Origin of the sequence: Staphylococcus sp. GDY8P196P, from assembly GCF_017891705.1 — a bacterium.
In the GTDB taxonomy this organism is placed as follows: domain Bacteria; phylum Bacillota; class Bacilli; order Staphylococcales; family Staphylococcaceae; genus Staphylococcus; species Staphylococcus ureilyticus.
This window is the reverse complement of record NZ_JAESJS010000009.1, coordinates 427,190-452,336: the sequence shown is the minus strand read 5'-3', so window position 1 is coordinate 452,336 and position 25,147 is coordinate 427,190. Positions and strand designations below refer to the sequence as shown.

At 33.0% G+C, this 25,147-nt stretch carries 22 protein-coding genes and 1 pseudogene; 21 read left to right on the top strand and 2 right to left on the bottom strand.

What is annotated here, in order from left to right; genetic code table 11:
• The 12 genes and pseudogenes from priA to KA814_RS06540 all read left to right on the top strand — a co-directional run bounded on the left by priA (window position 1) and on the right by KA814_RS06540 (window position 13,376).
• Window positions 1-2,409, top strand: coding sequence for a primosomal protein N' (priA, locus tag KA814_RS06595; RefSeq protein ID WP_210122701.1), 2,409 nt, complete (start codon window positions 1-3; stop codon window positions 2,407-2,409).
• Between the two features lie 169 nt (window positions 2,410-2,578).
• The gene (locus KA814_RS06590) at window positions 2,579-3,046 is read left to right on the top strand and encodes a GNAT family N-acetyltransferase (RefSeq protein ID WP_210122700.1); all 468 of its coding nucleotides are present in this window, start codon (window positions 2,579-2,581) and stop codon (window positions 3,044-3,046) included.
• A 438-nt stretch (window positions 3,047-3,484) separates the two neighbouring features.
• On the top strand, window positions 3,485-4,174 hold the full coding sequence (locus tag KA814_RS06585; protein ID WP_064209055.1) for a GNAT family N-acetyltransferase: 690 nt from the start codon (window positions 3,485-3,487) through the stop codon (window positions 4,172-4,174).
• A gap of 200 nt (window positions 4,175-4,374) precedes the next feature.
• The gene (locus KA814_RS06580; protein ID WP_064209054.1) at window positions 4,375-4,863 is read left to right on the top strand and encodes a peptide deformylase; all 489 of its coding nucleotides are present in this window, start codon (window positions 4,375-4,377) and stop codon (window positions 4,861-4,863) included.
• Window positions 4,856-5,788, top strand: coding sequence for a methionyl-tRNA formyltransferase (gene fmt, locus KA814_RS06575; protein WP_064209127.1), 933 nt, complete (start codon window positions 4,856-4,858; stop codon window positions 5,786-5,788). The genes KA814_RS06580 and fmt overlap by 8 nt, the downstream gene beginning before the upstream one ends.
• 2 nt (window positions 5,789-5,790) lie before the next feature.
• Window positions 5,791-7,098, top strand: a complete 1,308-nt coding sequence (gene rsmB / locus KA814_RS06570) for a 16S rRNA (cytosine(967)-C(5))-methyltransferase RsmB (RefSeq protein ID WP_225792175.1) — start codon at window positions 5,791-5,793, stop codon at window positions 7,096-7,098.
• 3 nt (window positions 7,099-7,101) lie between these two features.
• Window positions 7,102-8,195: pseudogene (gene rlmN, locus KA814_RS06565) on the top strand (dual-specificity RNA methyltransferase RlmN).
• A gap of 4 nt (window positions 8,196-8,199) precedes the next feature.
• Window positions 8,200-8,943: a Stp1/IreP family PP2C-type Ser/Thr phosphatase gene (locus KA814_RS06560; RefSeq protein ID WP_046208674.1), complete on the top strand. Its 744-nt coding sequence runs from the start codon at window positions 8,200-8,202 to the stop codon at window positions 8,941-8,943.
• Complete coding sequence (gene pknB, locus KA814_RS06555; protein ID WP_064209052.1) at window positions 8,940-10,985, top strand: Stk1 family PASTA domain-containing Ser/Thr kinase; 2,046 nt, start codon at window positions 8,940-8,942, stop codon at window positions 10,983-10,985. Before KA814_RS06560 ends, pknB begins: the two co-directional genes overlap by 4 nt.
• A gap of 229 nt (window positions 10,986-11,214) precedes the next feature.
• Window positions 11,215-12,090, top strand: a complete 876-nt coding sequence (rsgA, locus tag KA814_RS06550; protein ID WP_064209051.1) for a ribosome small subunit-dependent GTPase A — start codon at window positions 11,215-11,217, stop codon at window positions 12,088-12,090.
• Complete coding sequence (rpe, locus tag KA814_RS06545; protein ID WP_046208671.1) at window positions 12,091-12,735, top strand: ribulose-phosphate 3-epimerase; 645 nt, start codon at window positions 12,091-12,093, stop codon at window positions 12,733-12,735. It begins immediately after the preceding gene.
• A gap of 5 nt (window positions 12,736-12,740) precedes the next feature.
• Window positions 12,741-13,376 (top strand): thiamine diphosphokinase, encoded by a 636-nt coding sequence (locus tag KA814_RS06540; RefSeq protein ID WP_064209050.1) that lies wholly within the window; start codon window positions 12,741-12,743, stop codon window positions 13,374-13,376.
• A gap of 81 nt (window positions 13,377-13,457) precedes the next feature.
• Here KA814_RS06540 and rpmB read toward each other — a convergent pair whose 3' ends face one another.
• Window positions 13,458-13,646, bottom strand: a complete 189-nt coding sequence (rpmB, locus tag KA814_RS06535; protein ID WP_002483503.1) for a 50S ribosomal protein L28 — start codon at window positions 13,644-13,646, stop codon at window positions 13,458-13,460.
• 239 nt (window positions 13,647-13,885) lie between these two features.
• On the opposite strand from rpmB, the gene KA814_RS06530 reads away from it, so the two are divergent.
• The 5 genes from KA814_RS06530 (at window position 13,886) to recG (ending at window position 19,888) form a co-directional block, all read left to right on the top strand.
• Complete coding sequence (locus KA814_RS06530) at window positions 13,886-14,257, top strand: Asp23/Gls24 family envelope stress response protein (RefSeq protein WP_019467949.1); 372 nt, start codon at window positions 13,886-13,888, stop codon at window positions 14,255-14,257.
• A gap of 14 nt (window positions 14,258-14,271) precedes the next feature.
• Complete coding sequence (gene fakA, locus KA814_RS06525; protein WP_064209049.1) at window positions 14,272-15,933, top strand: fatty acid kinase catalytic subunit FakA; 1,662 nt, start codon at window positions 14,272-14,274, stop codon at window positions 15,931-15,933.
• Window positions 15,934-16,292: 359 nt separating this feature from the next.
• Window positions 16,293-16,958 carry an L-serine ammonia-lyase, iron-sulfur-dependent subunit beta gene (sdaAB, locus tag KA814_RS06520; protein ID WP_046208668.1) on the top strand — a complete coding sequence of 222 codons (666 nt, stop codon included), beginning with the start codon at window positions 16,293-16,295 and terminating at the stop codon, window positions 16,956-16,958.
• 13 nt (window positions 16,959-16,971) lie between these two features.
• Entirely contained in the window at window positions 16,972-17,841 is an 870-nt protein-coding gene (gene sdaAA / locus KA814_RS06515) for an L-serine ammonia-lyase, iron-sulfur-dependent, subunit alpha (protein ID WP_046208667.1), read from the top strand.
• Between the two features lies 1 nt (window position 17,842).
• The gene (gene recG, locus KA814_RS06510) at window positions 17,843-19,888 is read left to right on the top strand and encodes an ATP-dependent DNA helicase RecG (RefSeq protein WP_064209048.1); all 2,046 of its coding nucleotides are present in this window, start codon (window positions 17,843-17,845) and stop codon (window positions 19,886-19,888) included.
• Between the two features lie 50 nt (window positions 19,889-19,938).
• Here the strand turns inward: recG and KA814_RS06505 are convergent, their stop codons facing one another.
• A complete protein-coding gene (locus KA814_RS06505) occupies window positions 19,939-21,498 on the bottom strand; it encodes a M4 family metallopeptidase (protein WP_064209047.1) in 1,560 nt (519 codons plus the stop codon).
• Window positions 21,499-21,789: 291 nt separating this feature from the next.
• Here KA814_RS06505 and fapR point away from each other — a divergent pair, with 291 nt between their 5' ends.
• The 4 genes from fapR to fabG are packed head-to-tail and all read left to right on the top strand — an operon-like array spanning window position 21,790 to window position 24,987.
• The gene (gene fapR / locus KA814_RS06500; RefSeq protein WP_046208664.1) at window positions 21,790-22,359 is read left to right on the top strand and encodes a transcription factor FapR; all 570 of its coding nucleotides are present in this window, start codon (window positions 21,790-21,792) and stop codon (window positions 22,357-22,359) included.
• The gene (plsX, locus tag KA814_RS06495) at window positions 22,352-23,338 is read left to right on the top strand and encodes a phosphate acyltransferase PlsX (RefSeq protein WP_064209046.1); all 987 of its coding nucleotides are present in this window, start codon (window positions 22,352-22,354) and stop codon (window positions 23,336-23,338) included. The genes fapR and plsX overlap by 8 nt, the downstream gene beginning before the upstream one ends.
• Entirely contained in the window at window positions 23,331-24,257 is a 927-nt protein-coding gene (gene fabD / locus KA814_RS06490) for an ACP S-malonyltransferase (protein WP_064209045.1), read from the top strand. The genes plsX and fabD overlap by 8 nt, the downstream gene beginning before the upstream one ends.
• Window positions 24,250-24,987 carry a 3-oxoacyl-[acyl-carrier-protein] reductase gene (fabG, locus tag KA814_RS06485; RefSeq protein ID WP_046208661.1) on the top strand — a complete coding sequence of 246 codons (738 nt, stop codon included), beginning with the start codon at window positions 24,250-24,252 and terminating at the stop codon, window positions 24,985-24,987. The genes fabD and fabG overlap by 8 nt, the downstream gene beginning before the upstream one ends.
• Window positions 24,988-25,147: the final 160 nt, after the last annotated feature.

The window sequence follows — 25,147 nt, the reverse complement described above, 5'->3', positions numbered from 1 at the left end:
ATGATAGCAAAAGTAATCGTAGATATACCATCTAAAAGTGTTGACTTTACGTTTGATTATTTAATTCCACAAAAATTTCAAGCGATGGTTGAAGTTGGTATGCGCGTGATTGTACCTTTTGGACCGAGAACGATTCAAGGTTATGTTATGGACATCACTCAGCAAACCGACACTAGTATGGACATATCAAAATTAAAAGCAATAAAAGAAATACAAGATATTAAACCTGAATTAACGAAAGAATTAATACAACTTACAGATTGGTATCATACGTATTTTGTTACAAAACGAATTTCTATGTTAGAGGTTATGCTTCCAAGCGCAATCAAAGCCAAATATACTAAAGTATTTGCAGTTAAAGATACTGAAGCCATACCAGAAAAATTGTTGAAACGATTTGATTCGGAAGGACATTATGCATATAAAGTAGCACAAAAAAATGAAGACTTAACGCTCATTGCACCATTTTTAAAGCAAGGTGCAATTCTTGAAGATACGATTTTGTCTCAAAGTTTAAAGAAAAAGAAACAACGCGCAGTGCGCATTGTCGAAGGCTTTAATGATGATACAGTATTAGAATCTTTGGAAAAATCAAAAAAGCAATATGAATTATATGCTTATTTAATTGATGAAAATCATCACGTAGTTTTTTTAAAACAGTTGGAAGAAATGGGTTTTTCAAAATCTAGCATTGAGACGTTAGTCCGTAAAGGCTTTATTGAGAAATATGATACAACTGTAGAGCGAGATCCTTTTGCAACACGGGTATTTGAACAAGATCAAAAGCAACAACTTACACAAGAACAACAAGATGCATATGATGCGATACTCGAGACGATTAATAAAGGTGAACAACGTACATTTTTATTACATGGCGTAACGGGTTCTGGTAAGACGGAAGTTTACTTGCAAACTATAGAAAATGTACTCAATCAAGGTAAACAAGCGATGATGTTAGTGCCAGAAATTGCACTCACTCCTCAAATGGTATTAAGATTTAAACGAAGATTTGGAGACGAAGTAGCAGTTTTACACTCAGGATTATCTAAAGGGGAACGTTATGATGAATGGCAAAAAATTAGAGATGGAAAAGCGAGTGTGAGTGTAGGAGCTCGCTCAAGTGTATTTGCACCTTTCAAAGATTTAGGTATGATCATTATTGATGAAGAACATGAGTCTTCCTATAAACAAGAGGATTATCCTATATACCATGCTAGAGATATTGCACAATGGCGCAGTCAATATCATCATTGCCCTTTAGTATTAGGCAGTGCTACACCAAGTTTAGAGACATATGCACGTGCAACTAAAGGTGTTTATGAACTATTATCATTACCTCATAGAGTGAATCAGCAAGCTTTGCCAGACGTGAATATCGTAGATATGCGTGCTGAACTTGCTTCTGGCAATCGTTCTATGTTTTCAGAAGATTTGCGTAGTGCGATTCAAGAGCGTTTAGATAAAAAAGAACAAGTTGTTTTATTTTTAAATAGACGTGGATATGCGTCATTTATGTTGTGTCGAGATTGTGGCCATGTCCCTCAATGTCCTAACTGTGATATTTCTCTCACATATCATAAGTCTACGGATCAATTGAAATGCCATTATTGTGGTCATCAAGAAGTACCACCTAATAAGTGTCCCAACTGTGAAAGTGAACATATCAGACAGGTAGGCACAGGTACACAAAGAGTTGAAGAACTATTACAAGAAAATTTTCAGGAAGCAAAAATTATTCGTATGGATGTTGATACCACTTCTCGAAAAGGTGCACACGAACAATTATTAGATGACTTTGGTTCAGGTAAAGGGGATATTTTACTGGGGACACAGATGATAGCGAAAGGTTTGGACTTTCCAAATATTACTTTGGTTGGCGTATTAAATGCTGATACGATGTTAAACTTGCCTGACTTTAGAGCTAGTGAGCGTACATATCAATTGTTGACGCAAGTTTCAGGACGTGCAGGCCGTCATGAAAAAGAGGGACAGGTGATTATACAAACATATAATCCTGATCATTATGCTATTAAAGATGTTCAAGATAATGACTATCATTCCTTTTTCGAAAAAGAAATGAATTATAGAAAGTTAGGTAAATATCCACCATATTTCTTTTTAATTAATTTTACGATTGCGCATAATAATATGAAAAAAGTAATGGAAGCTTCTAAACATATACACAAAATATTGTTACAGCATTTATCAGATAAGGCATTAGTTCTAGGCCCTTCTCCAGCAGCTTTATCACGGATTAATAATGAATATCGCTTCCAAATATTAATAAAATATAAAAGCGAACCTTCATTGCACGAAGCATTAAAGTATTTAGATGATTTTTATCATGATCAGTATTTAAAAGACAAATTATCACTGAAGATAGACATCAATCCACAAATGATGATGTAGGTTGTTGTTGTAAATGGATTAATTGCAGTGTATAAAAGGGGAGTCTTAAAATCAGTATTTTATTGGTTTTAAGGCTCTCTTTTTATTGAATATTAAATATTAATGGTTGAATATGATTGATAGATATAGTAAATTTATTTGCTCATATTTTTTTAAAGGAGTACTAGATATGGAGCTGAGAATTGCAAATAAAAATGATATTGAAACAATTATAAAATTAAGAAAAGAACAATTACTTGATCAAGGCATGCATGGTACTGAAGATATTGATGATAATATGAGAGCATATTTTAAAGATGTTTTCGATAAAGGAAACATCTACCAAGTATTTATGATAGATAATCATCAAGTTGTAGCAACAGGAGCTGTTGTCTTCCAACAGATACCACCTGCATATGATAATCATTATGGTGTAGAAGGTTATATTACTAATGTTTATACAACTAAATTATATAGAGGATTAGGTTTGAGTAAACAAATTCTAGAAGAGCTTTTATTAAAGTGTAAAACAGAACAGGTGAATATCGTTAATTTAAAAGCTTCGACTCAAGCAGAGCCATTATATTCTAAAATTGGTTTTATAAAAAATGTATCATCCATGACCATTGACTTAGCAAATAGTGAAGCGAAACAGTAATATATATAAAGCTAATTATTATTATATCGTTTATTTAGTTTAACGTTTTGGATGTTTCTAAATAAACTAAATTTTAATATAAGGTATAAATTTAAGGTTTATTTTATTGAAGAAATAATAAAGTAATGTCTTGCTATAGTTAAAATAAATATAAATATAAAATGAAAAAGTAGAAGTAAGAAGAATGTCATTCAGCTAGTATTTATTTCTTTTTACTTCTACTTTTTAATTAATTCATATTATAAAATATTAAAAAGAATATAAACTGATTAATAAAAATGCTTTCGCATTATAAGTTACAATGATAACATAATATTAATTTATAAAAATTGGTATAGATGTATTATACGCAATTGCTAAACATTTTAATGATTAATATTTCGCGTGATAAATTATGCGATAAAGTTCTCTAGTCATTGATTAAAAGGGGGGATATAAATGGAATATAATCAGTTTGAACAACCTATCGGTAAGTCATTAATCGATTTCTCTCAACCCAAAACACCAACGGCTGATGTGTTAGAAGGGAAGTATTGTAGATTAGAAAAATTAGCTTCAAAACATATTAACCCTTTATTCACTCATTTTAAGGAGCAAGAAGATGCACCTAATTGGACGTATTTACCAGACGCGCAGCCTAAAAGTTATGATGATTTTGCAACCTATATAAAAAATAAAGTACAAACAAAGGATCCATATTTTTTTGCTATAATAGATCAATTTGATAATGATGTAGTAGGTATTTTATCATTACTTAGAATAAATGAACCAAATGCAACAATTGAAGTTGGTCATATTCATTATGCTAATAAAATGAAACGAACACGTATTGCTACAGAAACACACTACTTATTAGCAAAATATATCTTTGACACTTTGGGATATAGAAGGTATGAATGGAAATGTGATGCATTAAATGAGCCTTCTATAAAAGCAGCCAAACGACTTGGCTTTAAATATGAAGGTTTGTTTAAAAATCATACTATTTATAAACAAAGAAGTAGAGATACATACTGGCTCGCTATGTTAGATGATGAGTGGTCAGTATATAAAACTAAGTTTGAGAATTGGTTGAACGAATATAATTTTGATGAATCTGGCAATCAAATAAATAAGTTATCATTATGATATTACAACATTAACTGGATAATAAATATTTTGTAAACCGTAAGCTTGTATAGGAGGCTTACGGTTATATTTGTGATGACGGAATAAAATTAAAGTGAAAATATATGTGATTTCAGTTCGTGTATTTCATCAAAGCTTGGTGCAAATTTAACTAAAATAAGTTATAATGATATGATGAATTTTTATTAGGAGTAATTTGTATGACAATAAAGCAACTTGTTACAGCAGAAAATCCAATTTTGCAAAAGCACGTGCCGGATGTATCACGATTTGACGAAAACTTAGCTCAATTATTGCTCGATTTAGAAGACACAATGTATGAAGTTGAGGCTTCTGCTATATGTGCCCCGCAAATTGGCATTTTACAAAAGGTAGCTATTATAGATATGGAAATAGATGGATTGTTACAACTTATTAATCCAAAAATCATTCGAGAATCTGACCAAAAAGTAACTGAGTTAGAGGGCTCTATTTCATTACCTGACATTTATGGTGAAGTTGAAAGAAGTAAAATGATTGTTGTTAAAAGTAACGATAAAAATGGAAACGAAGTAGAAATGACTGCATATGATGATATTGCACGCATGATATTGCATATGATTGATCATTTTGAAGGTAAAATTTTTACAGAACGTGCAGATAAAATTTTGACTGAAGCAGAAGTGGAGGCGTATTTTGAAAATGAGTAAAATTATTTTTATGGGGACACCAGATTTTTCAACAAAAGTGTTAGAAATGTTAATTGCAGAACATAACGTGATCGCAGTCGTTACTCAACCTGATCGACCAGTTGGCAGAAAACGAAAATTAACACCACCACCAGTGAAACAAGTTGCAATAGAACATGCGATTCCTGTATATCAGCCTGAAAAACTGTCAAAATCTGAAGAATTAGAGATGTTGATTGATTTAAACGCGGATTTAATTGTTACTGCGGCATTTGGCCAATTATTACCACAACGTTTATTGGATTCACCAAAGTTAGGTGCTATCAATGTACATGCATCATTATTACCTAAATATAGAGGTGGAGCCCCGATACATCAAGCGATTATAGATGGAGAAACACAAACTGGTATTTCTATCATGTATATGGCTAAGAAATTGGATGCTGGAAATATTATAGCTCAAAAAGCAATCGATATTGAACCACAAGATGACGTTGGTGTAATGCATGATAAATTAAGCTTTTTAGGTGCTGAATTATTAAAAGAAACGCTTCCTTCTATCATTAATGGTACGAATGAAAGCATTGTTCAAAATGAAGACGAAGCAACATTTGCATCTAACATTCGTCGAGAAGATGAAAAAATTGATTGGTCAGAACCTGCTGAAGTAGTTTATAACCATATTAGAGGTCTATCTCCATGGCCGGTTGCCTACACAATTATGGATGGAGAAAACTTAAAAGTCTATGCTTCACGCATTGAAAAAGATAAAGACGGTGAGCCAGGTACAATAATAGAGACAACTAAGAAAGCAATTATTGTGGCTACAGGTTCTAGTGATGCGATTGCATTAACAGAGATTCAAGTTGCTGGTAAAAAGAGAATGCCTACAGCTAATTACTTAAGTGGTGTACAATCAACACTCGTTGGGAAGGTATTAAAATGACAATTGAAACTAATGTAAGGTTATTAGCTTTTGAAACACTACAAGATATTATTAATGATAAAGCTTATAGTAATATTATTATTAATGAGGTATTAACAAATAATGAGTTAAATCGAGCTGATAAGAATTTATTAACCGAATTAGTATATGGTACGTTAAAAAGAAAATATACACTAGATTATTATTTGAAACCATTTGTACAAACTAAACTTAAAGGTTGGGTCAGACAGTTACTATGGATGAGTATCTATCAGTATATGTATTTGGATAAAGTTCCTGAACATGCGATTATTAATGAAGCTGTTAATATAGCAAAATATAAAGGCGGCCCACATAACGGTAATGTGGTTAATGGAATCTTGAGAACCCTTATGCGCAGTGAGTTACCAAATTTCAATGAAATTTCGGACGATAAGAAGCGAATTGCTATTCAGTATAGTTTGCCTAAATGGCTTGTTGATCACTGGGTGACACACTTTGGAATAGAAGAAACTGAAGCAATTGCACAATCATTTTTAACAAAAGTGACAACAACTGTAAGGGTTAATTTGACAAGAATTTCAGTTGAACATGTGATGCAACGTTTAGAAGAAGAAGGTTACACTGTAACGCAAGATAATGACATTACAATTTGTTTACATATTAGTGGTAAACCGATTATAGAGTCACGCGTATTTAAAGATGGTTTAGTATCTATCCAAGATAAAAGTTCTATGTTTGTAGCTGACGTGATGAATCTTCAAGATGGCGACCTTGTATTAGATGCTTGTAGTGCACCTGGCGGAAAAGCATGTCATATAGCAGAAAGGCTACATGGTACTGGACATGTAGATGCGACAGACATCCATGAACATAAAATTGATTTGATTGATTTTAACATTCGAAAATTACGATTATCTAACATTTCCGCTTTTAGTCACGATGCGACGGAAAATTATGATAAAGTGTATGATAAGATTTTAGTAGATGCACCTTGTAGTGGCTTAGGTGTACTTAGACATAAGCCAGAAATCAAATACGAACAAAGTCAGCAAAGTATTCAATCTTTAGTGAATATTCAACTAGAAATTTTAAATAATGTGAAACATCATTTACGTCCAGGAGGCACTTTAGTTTATTCAACTTGTACAATAGAACAGTTAGAAAATGAAAATGTAATATATACATTTTTAAAAGAAAATAAAGATTTTGAATTTGATTTATTTGAACATCCAATCAGTGGAGAAAAGGTAAAAACTTTACAAGTGTTACCTCAGCATTTTAATTCTGATGGCTTTTTCATTACTAGGATAAAAAGAAAGGACCAATAAATAATGATAACTGCAGAAAAGAAGAAAAAGAATAAATTTCTTCCCAATTTTGAAAAGCAATCTATATACTCTTTAAGATATGATGAAATGGAAAATTGGTTAAAGGATAATGGGCAACAAAAATTCAGAGCGAAACAAATCTTTGAATGGTTATATGAAAAACGAGTAGACAGCATTGATGAAATGACAAATTTGTCTAAAGAGTTAAGAGCACTATTGAAAGATCATTTTGCAATGACAGTGATGACGACAGTAGTTAAACAAGAAAGCAAAGATGGTACAATCAAATTCTTATTTGAATTACAAGATGGGTACACAATCGAAACAGTATTAATGAGACATGAATATGGTAATTCCGTATGTGTTACTACTCAAGTGGGTTGCCGTATAGGTTGTACATTCTGTGCATCTACACTAGGTGGCTTAAAGCGTAATTTAGAAGCGGGAGAAATTGTATCTCAAGTGCTTACTGTCCAAAAAGCATTAGATGAAACCGAAGAACGTGTATCTCAAATCGTCATCATGGGTATTGGTGAGCCATTTGAAAACTATGATGAAATGATGGACTTTTTGAAGATTGTTAATCATGACAATGGTTTAAATATAGGTGCGCGTCATATTACTGTTTCTACTTCTGGTATTATACCTAGAATTTATGATTTTGCTGACGAAGATATTCAAATCAATTTTGCAGTAAGCTTACATGGGGCTAATGACGAAATTCGTTCTCGATTAATGCCTATTAACCGAGCGTATAATGTTGAAAAATAATGGAAGCCATTAAATATTATCAAGAAACAACAAATAGACGTGTTACATTTGAATATGGTCTATTTGGAGGCGTCAACGACCAAGTTGAGCATGCGAGAGAGTTAGCACATTTAATTCAAAAATTAAACTGTCATGTAAATTTAATACCTGTGAACCATGTACCAGAAAGAAATTACGTCAAGACGCCTAAAGAAGATATCTTTAAATTTGAAAAAGAATTAAAGAGACTAGGTATTAATGCAACTATAAGAAGAGAACAAGGTGCTGATATAGATGCAGCATGTGGTCAATTAAGAGCTAAGGAACGAAAAGTAGAAACGAGGTAATAGTATGCTAAAAGCACAATTTTTTACTGACACAGGTCAATATCGTGATAAGAACGAAGATGCAGGTGGTGTGTTCTATAATAAAACAGAACAACAATTACTTGTACTCTGTGATGGTATGGGTGGACATTTAGCAGGAGAAGTAGCAAGTCAATTTGTAACAGATGAATTGCAACGTCGTTTTGAAGAAGAAAATTTAATTGAACCTAACCAAGCCGAGGATTGGCTGAGAACTACACTAAAAGCGATTAATCGTGAATTATATCAACTCTCTGTTGATAATACAGACTATTATGGCATGGGAACAACTTGTGTTTGTGCGTTAGTATTTGATGATTATGTAGTGGTGGCAAATATTGGTGATTCAAGAGGATATTTGGTTAATAGTAGAGAGATTGAACAAATTACAAACGATCATTCTTTCGTTAATCATTTAGTGATGATTGGTCAAATTAGTGCTGAAGAAGCATTCAATCATCCGCAAAAAAATATTATTACAAAAGTTATGGGTACGGATAAGGTAGTAACACCAGATATTTTTGTAAAAAGAACTAATTTTTATGATTTTCTATTACTTAACTCGGATGGATTAACAGATTTTGCGAGAAATCATATGATTCAAGAAGAATTAATGCAAGAAAATGATTTAGAAACACACGGCCGGAATCTTATTGAATTAGCAATATCTCAAGAAACGAATGATAATGTGAGTATTGTTTTAGCAGAAATTGAAGGAGATAAGGTATGATTGGAAAATTAATAAGCGAACGTTATAAAGTGATAAAAAAGCTTGGCGGCGGTGGCATGAGCACGGTATATTTGGCTGATGACACAATTTTAAATCGCAATGTAGCAATTAAAGCTATTAGGATACCTTCTGGTGAAAAAGAAGAAACAATTAAGCGTTTTGAACGTGAAGTCCACAATTTAACACAACTTTCACATAAAAATATCGTTAATGTTTTTGATGTCACTGAAAATGATGAAAATTTCTTTTTAGTGATGGAGTACATAGAAGGTCCCACTTTATCAGAATATATTCAACAACATCGACCTCTAGACATCAAAACCGTAATCAAATTTACTGAACAAATTATTGAAGGAATAAAGCATGCACATGATACAAAGATTGTTCATCGTGATGTAAAACCTCAAAATATTTTGGTGAATCGTGATCAAACACTAAAAATATTAGATTTTGGTATTGCAAAAGCATTAAGCGAAACGACGATGACCCAAACAAATCATGTTTTAGGGACGGTTCAATACCTTTCTCCTGAACAAGCGCGCGGTGATGTAACAGATAACGGCACTGATATATATTCTATTGGTGTTGTACTGTATGAAATGTTAGTAGGACAACCTCCTTTTTCCGGTGAAACAGCAGTAAGCATCGCTATAAAACATATCCAAGATCCGATGCCTAATGTTTCTAGCAAACGTTCTGAAGTACCACAATCATTGAGCAACGTCGTGCTTAAAGCGACTGAAAAAGATAAGAAAGATCGCTATCAATCGGTTCAGGAAATGCAAGATGACTTGTCTACTGTCCTGACAAAAGAGCGTGAAAATGAATCACCCTATCATTCTGTTGACGCTGACACTAAAACAGTGCCTATTGATAAAGCAGAGATTGCTAATCAGACTCGTGATGAAGATAAAGCAAAAAGCATGAATCAAACCATGCAAATTCCAATTGTTAATCAACAATATTTTCAATCAAATGAGGAACAATTATATACAATGCCTCCGAAAAAAAGATCAAAAAAGAAAAAGTTTTTCTATGGTTTAATCATTGTATTACTGTTGTTTGGATTATTTGGTTTTATGGCCATGGGAATGTTTGGTAATAAATATTTGGAAACACCTAATTTAATAGGTAAGACTGAAAAAGAAGCTGAAGGTATTTTAAAGGATAACAAACTAGAATTAGGCAAAACTACAAGAGCTTATAGTGATAAATATCCTGAGAATAAAATTATTAAAACATCACCTGGTAAAGGTGAACGTTTAGAACAACAAAGTAAAGTAGACATTGTATTATCAAAAGGACCTAAAACTGCAGAAATGCCAAATTTATATGGATTACCAAAAGCAGAAGCATTAAATAAATTAAAAAAATTAGGAATTGATGATGCAAAAGTAGATCAATCTTATACGAAACAAAATGTAGCTAAAGGCTTAATTGAAGCACAGAGTGTTTCGCCAGGTGATAGAGTGAAAATAAATGATAGTGACATTAAATTGACTGAATCATTAGGTGTTAAACAAGTTTATGTGGATGATTATGAGAAAAAATCATTCAAGACAGCTAAATCTGAACTAGAATCTAAAGGATTTAAAGTAGTTACTGTAGAAAAACGCTCTGATAAAACAGTTAAAAAGGACAATGTCATTAGTCAATCACCTAAAGACGAAGAAGTAGATGAAGGTTCTACCGTAGAATTCGTAGTATCTACAGGTAAACCGAAAGCATCAGAGAAAAAAGAAGATAAAGATTCTGAGGAGCAAGAAGATAAGTCATCTAAAGAAGATGATAAACCTCAAACTAAAACATATACAGAAACCTATCAAGTTCCCTATACGGGTGATGATGATGAAAGCCAAGAAGTGAAAGTATATGTGAGAGACAAGGATGACAAAGGATCATCAGCTGCACAAAGCTTCAAAATTAAAGATGATAAAACCGTTACTATTCCAATGACGATTGAAAAAGGAGAGACGGCGGGTTATACGATTCGAGTTGATGGCAAGATTGTAGCTGATAAAGATATTCCTTATGATTTTTAGCGCAACTTAACGAACAAAGTGAAGGGAGTTTAGTTGCGCTTATGCAGAAGCCAAAGGCTTCTGCGAACTGCTTATAAAAAATGACTATAACAGAGTATTATTGCTATCATTCCATGTAGTAATAATGCTCTGTTATTTATTTTTAACTGAAATAGTCTCAAATCGTATTTAAATTAAAAAGCCTTTGCTATAATATAGTATGTAAAGCTTTTAAAAGAGGGGTGCCTAAGTGAAAACAGGACGCATCATAAAATCATTAAGTGGTGTATATCGCGTAGATGTAAATGGCGAAATGTACGACACAAAACCACGTGGATTATTTAGAAAAAATAAATTTTCACCTATTGTTGGTGATGTTGTAGATTTTGAAGTTGAAAATATTACAGAAGGTTATATTCACCATGTTCACGAACGAAAAAATGAATTAAAAAGACCACCAGTTAGCAATGTTGATCATCTAGTATTAGTGATGAGTGCGGTAGAACCTGAATTTTCAACTCAGTTATTGGATAGATTTTTAGTCATAGCACACTCGTATCATATGAGACCTCGCATATTAGTAACTAAACGTGATATTACTCCACCTAGCATGGAAAACAAAATATTACAGACACTAAAAGTTTATGAAGATATGGGATATTATACACAATTTATAAGTGTTGAAGATCATATCGATGAAGTTTTCATGCAATGGGGAGAAGGACTAGTAGTATTAAGCGGTCAATCAGGTGTTGGGAAATCTACGTTATTAAATCGATATTTTCCTGAATTGAATATTGAAACACAACATATATCTAGAGCGTTAAATAGAGGGAGACATACTACAAGGCATGTTGAATTATTTGAACGGAATAATGGCTTTATAGCTGACACACCTGGATTTAGCGCATTAGATTTTAATCATATTCAAAAAGATGAAGTGAAACATTATTTCATGGAAATCAATGAATATGGTGAACTTTGTAAATTTAGAGATTGCAACCATATAAACGAACCCAAGTGTAACGTTAAGCATGAAATAGAAAAAGGGAATATAGCTCACTTTAGATATGAACATTATTTACAATTATTTAATGAAATTGCAAACAGAAAGGAAAGATATTAAGTGGCAAAATTATATCCATCATTATTATCAGCTGATTTTTTACAATTACAAAAGGAATTAAAAGCATTAGAAGATGCAGGTGTTGATGGTGTGCACTTTGATGTGATGGACGGTCAATTTGTTCCAAATATTTCAATTGGATTGCCTATATTAGAAGCCGTTAGAAAGGGTACTGATTTACCAATAGATGTGCATTTAATGATAGAAGAACCAGAAAAATATGTGGAGCTTTTTGCAGCACAGGGTGCAGACATGATTTCAGTACATGTGGAAGCAACACCGCATATTCATAGAGTAATACAACAAATTAAAAATACTAATGTAAAAGCTGGTGTAGTCATTAACCCAGGTACATCGGTGAATACGATTATGCCAGTGCTAAAAATGGTGGATTATGTACTTGTCATGACAGTTAATCCTGGATTTGGCGGTCAAACATTCATTCAAGATAGCATTAGTAAATTGGACGAACTAGTTAAGATAAAAAAAGCATTAAACTTATCATTTGAAATCGAAGTTGATGGTGGCATTAACGATGAAACAGTTGCAACTGTTATCGAACATGGTGCCACTATGTTGGTAGCTGGTTCATATTTCTTTAAACAAAAAGATTATAAACAAGTGACGCAAACATTGAAAGGTTGAAGTCAATGAAAGTCAATTTATTATGTGGTGCAAGAAATTTACCAGAAAATATTTTACAAAATAAGGCAAATGAGTCATGGATAGGGATTGACCGAGGTGCATTAATTTTGATTGAATCAGGTATTATGCCTCAATTTGCAGTCGGTGATTTTGATTCAATAACTAAAGAAGAAAAGGATTATTTGGCTGAAAAACTAGCAATTAATCCATATCATTCTGAAAAAGATGACACTGATTTAGCATTGGGTATCGATCAAGCAATCCATTCAGGCTATAGTGAAATATGTGTTTATGGAGCAACCGGTGGGCGTTTAGACCATTTTATGGGTGCATTGCAAATTTTAGAGAAGCCAGAATATACAAAAAAGAAAATTAATATTAAAATCATTGATCAACAAAATGAAATTTCATATTTATCTGCTAAAGATCATTGTGTTGAAAGAGACTTCAATTATCCATATATATCATTCATCCCAATTACATATCCTACAGTTATTTCATTAGCCAATTTTAAATATGAATTGAAGCAAGCATCTTTACAGCTCGGTTCTACGCTGACAATATCTAATGAATTAATAAAACCACGAGGTACTGTTTCTATTTATTCAGGTAGCGTATTAATGATTAAAAGTAAAGATTGATAAATCGTAGCAAAATTAATTATAAACAAAAAAAGACCAATCCTCCACATAAGGATTGGTCTTTTTCGTGCATTATATTTATTAAACTCTAGTTACTTTACCAGATTTTAAAGCACGTGCAGAAACCCAAACTTTTTTAGGTTTTCCGTCTACAAGAATTCTAACTTTTTGAAGGTTAGCATTCCATCTTCTTTTAGAAGAATTTAAAGCGTGTGAACGATTGTTTCCAGTTGAAGCTTTGCGACCTGTTACGAAACATTGTTTGCCCATGAAAGTACCTCCTTTAATAAATATAAATACACATATCTACTACATACTTGAATAATGTACCACATAAAAAAAATAATGGCAATAAAATGAAAAAAATTTCTTTACATAGCTTCTACTTTTGTTACACTCATTTTATGATATAATTGTAAACTATGGATAATATTGTATTTTTTAATCTTAATATAAAGTTTTAAAGTATCAAAATAAAGTGAGAACCATAAACTAGGAGGCCCAATAAAATGACATTAGAAATTACAAATGATTATGGTAGCATAGACATTTCAAACGAAGTAATAGCTTCAGTTGTGGGTAGTAAAGCGGTAGAATGTTATGGCATTGTAGGAATGGCTTCTAGACAACAAGTAAGAGACGGAATTGCTGAAATTTTAGGTTATGAAAATTATGCAAAAGGCATTGTTGTGAGAGAAGAAAATAGTGTGTTGGATGTTGATATGTATATCATTGTAAGTTACGGTACAAAGATATCAGAAGTTGCAAGCAATGTTCAATCAACTGTCAAATATACATTAGAACAAACATTAAAAGTTAAAGTAAATTCAATTAATATATTTGTACAAGGCGTACGAGTGGATAATGGCAAGAAAAACTAGGAGGACATAACGAGATGGTTAGTAAAATAAATGGTAAATTATTTGCCGAAATGATTATTCAAGGGGCACAAAATTTATCTAATCATTCAGATTTAGTAGATTCATTAAATGTATACCCGGTGCCAGATGGGGATACAGGGACAAATATGAACTTAACAATGACATCAGGCAGAGAAGCAGTAGAAGAGAATTTATCACAGCATATTGGCGAGTTAGGTAAAACATTTTCAAAAGGCTTATTAATGGGGGCACGTGGAAATTCTGGCGTTATCTTATCACAGCTTTTTAGAGGATTTAGCAAAAATTTAGAAAGTTTTAGCGAAATTAATGCAGAGCAATTAGCAGAAAGTTTTAAAGCTGGTGTTAACACTGCATATAAAGCAATTATGAAACCCGTAGAAGGCACAATTTTAACTGTTGCTAGAGATGCTGCGGATGCAGGTATACTAAAGGCACAAGAAACAGAAGATTGCATTGAACTTGTGACATATATTATAGAACAAGCCCAAATTTCTTTAGAGAATACGCCTAATTTATTACCTGTATTAAAAGAAGTTGGTGTAGTTGATAGTGGTGGTAAAGGATTAGTTATCGTTTATGAAGGTTTTCTAAAAGCTTTAAAAGGTGAAACTGTAACTGCAGAAACTCCGAAATTAGATACAGAAACTTTAGTGAATGAAGAACATGACTTCCACGGTGTGATTAATACTGAAGATATTGTTTATGGATATTGTACCGAAATGATGGTTCGTTTTGGGGTAAATAAAAAAGTATTCGATGAAGATACTTTTAGAGAAGAAATGAGTCAATTTGGGGATTCATTATTAGTTATTAATGATGATGAAATTGTAAAAGTTCATGTACATACAGAAAAACCTGGCGATGTTTTTAATTACGGACAACAATACGGTGAATTAATTAAATTAAAAGTTGAGAATATGCGAGAACAACATCGTGAAGTTGTAAAAAAAGAACAAAAAGGTGCAAATACACAACAATCTAATCAAGAAACTTCAACAGTAGACACTGCTGTCATCGCTATTTCTATGGGAGAAGGCATATCAGAATTGTTTAAATCCATGGGTGCGACACATTTAATAAGTGGTGGCCAGACAATGAACCCGTCTACTGAAGATATTGTGAAAGTGATTGAACAATCCCAATGTAAACGTGCAATCATCTTGCCAAATAATAAAAATATTATGATGGCGAGTGAACAAGCTGCATCAATTGTAGATGCTGAAGCTATTGTGATTCCTTCGAAATCTATACCACAAGGAATAGCTGCATTATTTAATTATGATGAATCAGACGAATTAATTGATAATAAAGCACGCATGATTGAATCATTAGAAGTGATAACTTCTGGCTCTGTTACTTACGCTGTTAGAGATACCAAAGTCGATGGTGTAGAAATAAAAAAAGATGCATTTATGGGACTAGTCGAGGATAAAATTGTCACAAGCAATGAAGATGAATTTGAGACTGTTAAACAGTTATTGTCTCAAATGATTACGGACGAAAGTGAAATAATCACTATGATTATCGGTGAAGATGCCAATAGTGATATAACATCTAATATTGAATCCTGGATTGAAACAACGTATCCAGATATTGAAATAGATCAACATCAAGGTGATCAGCCTGTATATCAATATCTGTTTTCTGTGGAATAATGTTAGTTTGTTGATAACGACAAAAATTTCTATCAATATACGTAATTAGGTATGTGTCATATCTGGTTACGTATATTTATTTTGACGCAAAAAAATGGGTGAAGTTAATGTTTAAAGAAGTATATACTAAATAGATGTAAATATCGTAATAATATTCACGGTAAAGAATAATTATTTTCATTATGTTTATATGTGTATTCAATTCACAATAGTGTGCAATTTGTAATAATTTTGAATTAAAAGCAGTACAACTAAAATTAGTTTATAATGTTAACTTAAATTGTTATAATAATATAGGTGCAAATAAAATGTAAGCGCAACACTTTAGAATGATTAAAAATAAGGGTGGGGTATCCATTATGAAATATAAAACAGTTTTCGATATAATTGGTCCAACAATGGTTGGTCCATCATCTTCACATACAGCAGGTGCAGTCAGAATTGGCTTAGTAGCTAAAGATTTATTTAATCAAATACCAAAACAAGTTGATATATATTTGTATGGGTCATTTATGGAAACATATAAGGGCCATGGTACAGATGTAGCACTTGTGGGTGGCTTATTAGGATATGATACAGACGATGATCGAATCCAAAAAAGTTTAGAGACTGCTGAAGAAATTGGCATGAAAGTGAATTTTATTGAAATGGCAGAAGAACGCTCTCACCCAAACACTGCAATTATTAATATGAGAGACGGAGAAAAAGAAATTTCTGTTGAAGGTGTGTCTATTGGTGGCGGTAAGATAGAAGTTGTTGCAATCAATGGTTTTAGTATTGCGATTAGTGGTAACTATCCAGCACTTTTAGTGTTCCATAAAGATACATTTGGTACGATCGGCCGTGTAGCTAATATATTAGGTGATTCCAGTATTAATGTTGGCAGCATGCAAGTTTCAAGAAAAGAAAAAGGTGACCAAGCATTAATGACTTGTGAATTAGATGATGCTATCAATGATGAAATAATAGAAAAAATAAAAAACGTCGATGGTGTAGTGACAGTCTCACTCATGGGAGACGCCTAATGGAGGGATATCAATGTTTAAAAGTGTAAAAGAACTCATTGAAAAATGTGAGACAGAAGATAAAAAAATATATGAAGTGATGCTTGAGCAAGAAATGGAAGTTACTGGTTTATCAGAAGAAGAAGTATATGCACATATGGATAAAAATTTACAAACTATGGAAAATGCATTAGATGAAGGCTTAGAAGGCGTAACTTCAACGACTGGTCTAACAGGTGGAGACGCTGTTTTAATAAAAGAATATTTAAAAACAGGTAAATCTTTATCTGGTGCAACATTATTAGATGCTGTGAGCAAAGCAGTAGCAACAAATGAAGTAAATGCAGCAATGGGTAAAATTTGTGCTACACCAACGGCTGGTTCAGCTGGAGTCGTTCCTGGGGTTCTGTTTGGTTTGAAACCACGATTAGAACCTACACGTAAAGATATGTTGAATTTCTTATTAACTTCAGGCGCATTTGGATTTGTTGTAGCAAATAATGCATCGATATCTGGTGCAGCAGGTGGTTGTCAGGCAGAAGTTGGATCGGCCGCAGCTATGGCTGCAGGTGCGACAGTTGAGCTTGCAGGTGGTACACCACAACAATCTTCGGAAGCTTTTGCAATTTGTTTGAAAAATATGCTAGGTTTAGTATGTGACCCTGTAGCTGGATTAGTAGAAGTACCTTGTGTAAAAAGAAATGCAGCTGGGGCATCTAATGCAATCGTCTCAGCCGATATGGCATTAGCAGGTGTAACTTCCAGAATCCCGACAGACGAAGTAATAGAAGCAATGTATAAAATAGGGCAAACGATGCCTTCAGCGTTGCGTGAAACTGGTCGTGGAGGTTTAGCAGGCACACCGACAGGACAGCGTTTAAAACAAGAAATATTTGGTGATTAAAATGTCAAAAGTCAATTTAATAGAAAGCCCATTTCCATTATCACAAATCAAGGGTTTAGGTCCTAAGCGGTTAGCGGTATTAAATGAATTGAACATTTATACAGTAGAAGATTTAATCTTATATTTACCAACGCGTTATGAAGACAATACTGTAGTTGACTTGAATGAAGCAGAGGATCAAGCGATGGTGACTGTTGTTGGGGAAGTATACTCAACACCCACTGTCGCTTTTTTTGGTAGGAATAAATCTAAGTTGACAGTTCATTTAATGGTTAACAATATTGCAGTAAAATGTGTATTTTTTAATCAACCCTACTTGAAAAAGAAACTAGAACTACACCAAACGGTTACGATTAAAGGAAAATGGAATAGAAATAAGCAAGAAATTAACGGAAATCGAATGTTTTTTAATCAACCAGCAATGGAAGATGTACAATTTGAACCCATTTATCGAATTAAAGAAGGGATAAAGCAAAAACCATTACGTGATATGATTAGACAAGTTTTAGAACATGTTACGATTCATGAGTGGATATCAGATTCATTGAGAGAAAAATATAAATTAGAAACACTAGAAGATACAATCAAAACATTACACCTTGCACCGGACAAAACTTCATTGCTCAAAGCGAGAAGAACTTACGCATTTATTGAATTATTTATGTTTGAACTTAGAATGCAATGGCTAAATAGGTTGGAAAAAATATCAGATGACGCAATCGAAATTGATTATGATATTCAATTAGTAAGAAATTTTATATCATGTTTACCATTTGAATTAACTGATGCACAAAAGCAAAGTGTAAACGAAATATTTAGAGATTTAAAAGCGCCTATTCGCATGCATAGATTGTTACAAGGTGATGTTGGATCAGGAAAAACAGTCGTAGCTGCAATTTGTATGTATGCATTAAAAACAGCAGGTTATCAATCTGCTTTAATGGTACCTACGGAAATACTTGCAGAACAGCATGCTGAAAGTCTTGCAGAAATCTTTGGTGACAGAATGAACATTGCTTTACTTACAGGTTCAGTAAAAGGGAAAAAACGCAAAATTTTGTTGGAACAGCTCGAGCAAAATGAGATAGATTGTATTATTGGTACACATGCGCTTATTCAAGATGATGTTGTCTTTAATAATGTGGGCCTTGTAATTACAGATGAACAGCATCGTTTTGGTGTCAATCAACGACAATTGCTGAGAGAAAAAGGCGCGATGACAAACGTTTTGTTTATGACAGCGACACCTATTCCACGCACATTAGCAATTTCTGTTTTTGGAGAAATGGATGTATCCTCAATCAAACAGTTACCAAAGGGTAGGAAACCTATTATAACCTCTTGGTCTAAACATGAAGCATATGAAAGTGTATTACAACAAATGTCTGCTGAATTAAAAAAAGGTAGACAAGCATATGTGATTTGTCCATTGATAGAAAGTTCAGAGCATTTAGAAGATGTACAAAATGTAGTTGAATTGTTCGAATCTTTACAAGCCTATTATGGTAAAGGAAAAGTTGGACTACTTCATGGTAAATTAACCTCAGAAGAAAAAGATCAAGTGATGCAACAATTTAGTAATCATGAAATTGATATATTAGTGTCAACGACAGTGGTAGAAGTAGGAGTTAACGTCCCAAATGCAACATTTATGATGATATATGATGCGGATCGATTTGGATTATCGACTTTACATCAATTAAGAGGACGTGTTGGTAGAAGTGAACACCAAAGCTATTGTGTATTAATTGCTTCACCTAAAACTGAAACAGGGATAGAACGTATGAATGTAATGACACAAACAACAGATGGTTTTGAATTAAGTGAACGTGATTTAGAAATGAGAGGACCTGGTGATTTCTTTGGTGTGAAACAAAGTGGGTTACCTGACTTTTTAGTAGCGAATGTTGTTGAAGATTATAAAATGTTAGAAGTAGCGAGAGATGAGGCAGCAGAATTAATTCAATCCGGTGCATTTTTTGAAGATGAGTATCAAAGATTAAGAACATTTGTAGAAGATAATTTACTATATACTAGTTTTGATTAACAAAAACAGCAATTTAGCGTGTCATTTGCTAAACTGCTGTTTTTTAATATTTAAGAGCCTACACCTACTTTAGTCCATGCTTGTGCTACAGATTGTGATTCGTTACTATTATGGCCATATAATTCATCTGCTGCTTGTTTTAAGGCAATTTTGGCATCAGAAAATTCAGCATTGGACGTCAAATATTGAGTTAATGCGAGATAGTATATTTGCTCAGCTTTTTCTTTACCAATTGATTGTATCGTTAGATATGCAGCTTTGTTTGGAATACCACTATTAATATGGACACCACCATTATCTTCAGCGCCAGTATAAAATTGATCCATATGTGCTGGTTGATCGTATTTTTCTGGATCTTTTAAGCTTCTTAAAGCGTCACCATCTTGATTGGGAGTATATACATCTTCACCCATCAGCCAGTTATCAGGGTCAATAAAATACCCAAATACATCTGAGAAAGATTCGTTGAGTGCACCCGATTGATTTACATATTCTAAATTAGCAGTTCTTTCAGTTACCGCATGTGTTAATTCATGAGCAACAATATCTTTAGCGCCTGATAAGGGATTAAATGTTTGACCATCACCGTCACCGTAAACCATATATTGTCCGGTCCATGCTGCATTATTATAGTTCTTATCAAAATGGACAACTGAATTAATATCAGCAGCATTATCGTCGTAACTATTTCTATCGTGTGTATTTAAATAATAATCATAAACTGCTTTTGCGTAATAGTGTGCATCGACGCCAGGACGTTGTTGTTTTTCATCAAAATATTTTGAATCATTTATGATAGGAGAAAATTGATCAGTGGTTCCATTGGCACTTTCAGTATTAATATGTGCATCTGTCGTAGTATCATTTAAAGTATATTGTCCATTGTTGCTAGATACATTAAGTGGTGATTTTTTATCACCATTCACTCCGATACCAGAGCCTTTTTCTAAAGCGTGTTCAATCACATTTTGTTTTTTTAATATTTCCCCAGTGCTAGCATCAACTTGTATTTGCCAATGTGCAGGCTTAGGAGATATGTAATTTAATTCTATATTATATATATATCTTTCTTTTTTACTATTAACATCTAGTTTGTTTTTAGACACTACTTTAAAGCCATCGATGTTTGTAACGTCATTGCTTTTTTTACCAATTGCTTTAAAGGCTAATTTTTCTGCTTGGGAAGAAGATAGTTTCACCGTATTATTAACGTCGATATGTTGTCTGTGTATATGACCATTGATAAGTGATACGTTTCCATCAGAGTTCACATGGACTTTAATTGTGCTATCATTAGCTAAAATATGATTGATTTTTGGTTTTAATTCATAATGTTTAACGCCAGTTGAATCAACACTACTATTGATTACTTTGTATTGTTTAAATGCATTTTTATTAATAGATTCTGTTTTAGTTTTATTTGTATTGAGCACAGATGTAGCGTTGTTTTGTAGGAAATGTTCTACATCTATTTTATTGGAAATTTTTGTTTTAGTTGAACTTTCTAAGTTTTCAGGAACGATACTATTGATTTCTTTTGCGTTACTCTGAGTGGAAAAAGCTGCAAAAAATGTTGCAGATAGCAATGCATTGGTCACTACTTTTTTCAATGTTTACAACCCCTTTGAATTGGAATGAATAATCTATGTATTTCTGAAAATATTTGAATAGTTAAGCGTTTTAAAAACGATAAATTTTATTTTTATATAATTTAACATATTATTATTAAAAGTTATATATTAACTTTAAAAACTTTTTTTGCTTTGGTTATAAAAGTGTTCAGCTTTAACTCAATATAATGGAGAAAGTCTTATGTTTTTAGTTGAGCAATTGAAATAGAAAGTGTTATGATATGTTAGGAATGTTTAAGACTTGGTACTAAAATTAGGGAGTAGTAAACTATGAAGCTAAAAAAACAAGAACGTCGTGAAGCGATAAAAAAAGAAATAGAAAAAAATCCCTTTATTACTGATCTTGATTTAAGCAGTCTTTTTTCAGTCAGTATCCAAACAATAAGGTTGGATCGTACACACTTAAATATTCCTGAATTGAGAAAAAGAATAAAATCCGTTGCGAGAAAAAATCACGAAAGTATTCGATCTATTGATGGAAGTGAAATCATAGGTGATGTGATTAACGTTGAACCAGATCATCAAGCAACATCTCTGATTAATATTGATGAAGATTCAGTATTTACAAGAAATAAGATTGCCAGAGGTCATGTGTTGTTTGCACAGGCCAATTCATTATGTGTGGCACTTATACATAAACCAGTCGTTTTAACTAAAGAAAGTAATGTTTCATTTTTAAAACAAGTTAAATTAAACGATACAGTACGTGCTGAAGCACAAGCTGTCGAAATAACGAATAAATATTTTAAGATAAAAGTAAATTCGTATGTCAAAGATACTTTAGTATTTAGAGGTACATTCAAAATGTATTATACAAGTGAGGATGAACAAAATGGTTAAAATAGCTATCGACATGATGGGTGGCGATGACGCACCTGGCATCGTTTTAGAAGCTGTTGAAAAAGCGGTCAATGATTTTAATGATTTAGAAATTATATTATTTGGAGACCAAAATAAATGTAATATTAATCACGAAAGAGTGGAAGTACGTCACTGTACAGAAGCGATAACGATGGAAGATGAACCTGTAAGAGCAATTAAACGGAAAAAAAATAGTTCGATGGTGCGCATGGCTGAAGCAGTAAAATCTGGTGAAGCGGATGGATGTGTATCAGCCGGTAATACAGGTGCATTAATGTCTGCAGGACTATTTATTGTTGGTAGAATTAAAGGTGTAGAAAGACCAGCATTAGTGCTTACTTTACCTACTGTATCAGGTAAAGGTTTTGTATTTATGGATGTCGGTGCAAATGCGGATGCTAAAGCAGAACACTTATTGCAATATGCACAATTAGGCAATATTTACGCACAAAAAATACGTAATATTGAACAACCTTCTGTAGCATTGCTTAATATAGGAACTGAAGCAGCTAAAGGAAATACATTAACTAAAAAAGCGTTTAATTTAATGGATGAACAACAAGAATTTCATTTTGCTGGTAATGTAGAAGCGAAAGTATTAATGGATGATGCTGCAGATGTCGTTGTCACAGATGGCTATACTGGTAACATGATCCTAAAAAATCTAGAAGGTGTAGCAAAATCTATAGGAAAAATGTTGAAATCTACACTTTTAAGTAGTTTAAAAAATAAATTAGCAGCGTTAGTCTTACGCAAAGATTTAAATGAGTTAACTACAAAAATGGACTATGCAGAATATGGTGGTTCAGTTTTACTAGGATTGAATGGTATCGTTGTAAAAGCACATGGTAGTTCTAATGCCAAGGCATTTTATTCAGCAATTCGTCAAGCTAAGGTTGCTGGAGAATTAAATATAGTAGATACAATGAGAGAAACGGTGGGGTCAAAAAATGGGTAAAACAGCGATTATTTTTCCTGGACAAGGGTCACAAAAAGTAGGCATGGCTAGTGATTTGTTTAATGAAAGTGATGCCGCAACATCAATTCTAAATGAAGCACAAGCACAATTGGATTTTGATATCTTAGAAACAATGTTTGAAGATGCCGAAGGTAAATTAGGCCAAACTGAAAATACACAACCAGCATTACTTACACATAGTACCGCTTTATTAATGGCATTAAAACAAATTGATGCAGATTATACAATGGGTCATAGCTTAGGAGAGTACGCGAGTCTAGTAGCGAGTGGCGTATTAAAGTTTGAGGACGCGGTAAAAATAGTTCGTAAACGTGGACAATTGATGGCAGCAGCTTTTCCTGATGGTGTTGGTAGCATGGCAGCTGTCCTAGGTTTAAATTACAGTGAAGTTGATGACATTTGCAAACAACTTTCAACAGAAGACGAAGTCATAGAACCTGCTAATATCAATGCACCTGGACAAATTGTGGTTTCAGGGCATAAAACATTAATAGATCAACTTGTTGCTGAAGGAAAATCTTTGGGTGCTAAACGCGTCATGTCTTTAGCCGTTTCTGGTCCTTTCCATTCATCCATGATGCAAGTTATTGAATCGGACTTTGCAAATTATATCGAACAATTTGAATGGAACGACGCCAATTATCCAGTGGTACAAAATGTAAATGCTAAAGGTGAAACAGATGCTAAAGAAATTAAAGAGAATATGATTAAACAATTATACTCTCCGGTTCAATTTATAGATTCTGTGACATGGCTACTTGATCAAGGTGTCGACCATTTTATTGAAATTGGGCCAGGTAAAGTACTTTCAGGATTAATAAAAAAAATAAATAGAGATGTTAAGCTTACTTCAATTCAAACATTAGAAGACGTAAAAGGGTGGAATGAAAATGACTAAAAATGCATTAGTAACTGGAGCATCTAGAGGTATTGGTCGTAGTATAGCAATTCAGTTAGCTGAAGAAGGTTATAACGTAGCAGTAAACTATGCAGGTAATAGAGAAAAAGCAGAGGCTGTAGTAGAAGAAGTGAAAGCTAAAGGTGTAGAAAGCTTAGCAATTCAAGCTAATGTTGCCAATGGCGATGAAGTAAAAGCAATGATTAAAGAAGTAGTAAACCAATTTGGTACAGTCGATGTATTAGTCAATAATGCAGGTATTACTAGAGATAATTTATTGATGCGTATGAAAGAAAGTGAATGGGATGACGTTATCGACACTAATTTAAAAGGTGTGTTTAACTGTATTCAAAAGGTTACACCACAAATGTTAAGACAAAAAAGTGGGTCAATCATCAATTTATCTAGTGTAGTTGGTGCAGTAGGAAATCCAGGCCAAGCTAATTATGTTGCAACAAAAGCAGGCGTTATTGGATTGACTAAATCTGCTGCGAAAGAATTAGCTTCAAGAAATATCACAGTTAATGCCGTTGCACCAGGATTTATTGTATCTGACATGACAGATGCATTATCAGATGATTTAAAAGATCAAATGTTGCAACAAATTCCATTAGCAAGATTTGGAGAAGACACTGATATTGCAAATACAGTAGCATTTTTAGCTTCAGACAAAGCAAAATATATTACTGGTCAAACAATACATGTCAATGGTGGTATGTTTATGGAATAGTGTAACTGTACGGACATACCATTTTGAAAATGACTTGATATGACTTATGGATGTATGTCATGCTCTAAGTATGTAATTCATTGAAATACTACTTGTATTTCAATCGATAAAATGGGAAAATATAAAAGTCTATCATAGGCTTTTAAAAGGAGGTGAATCG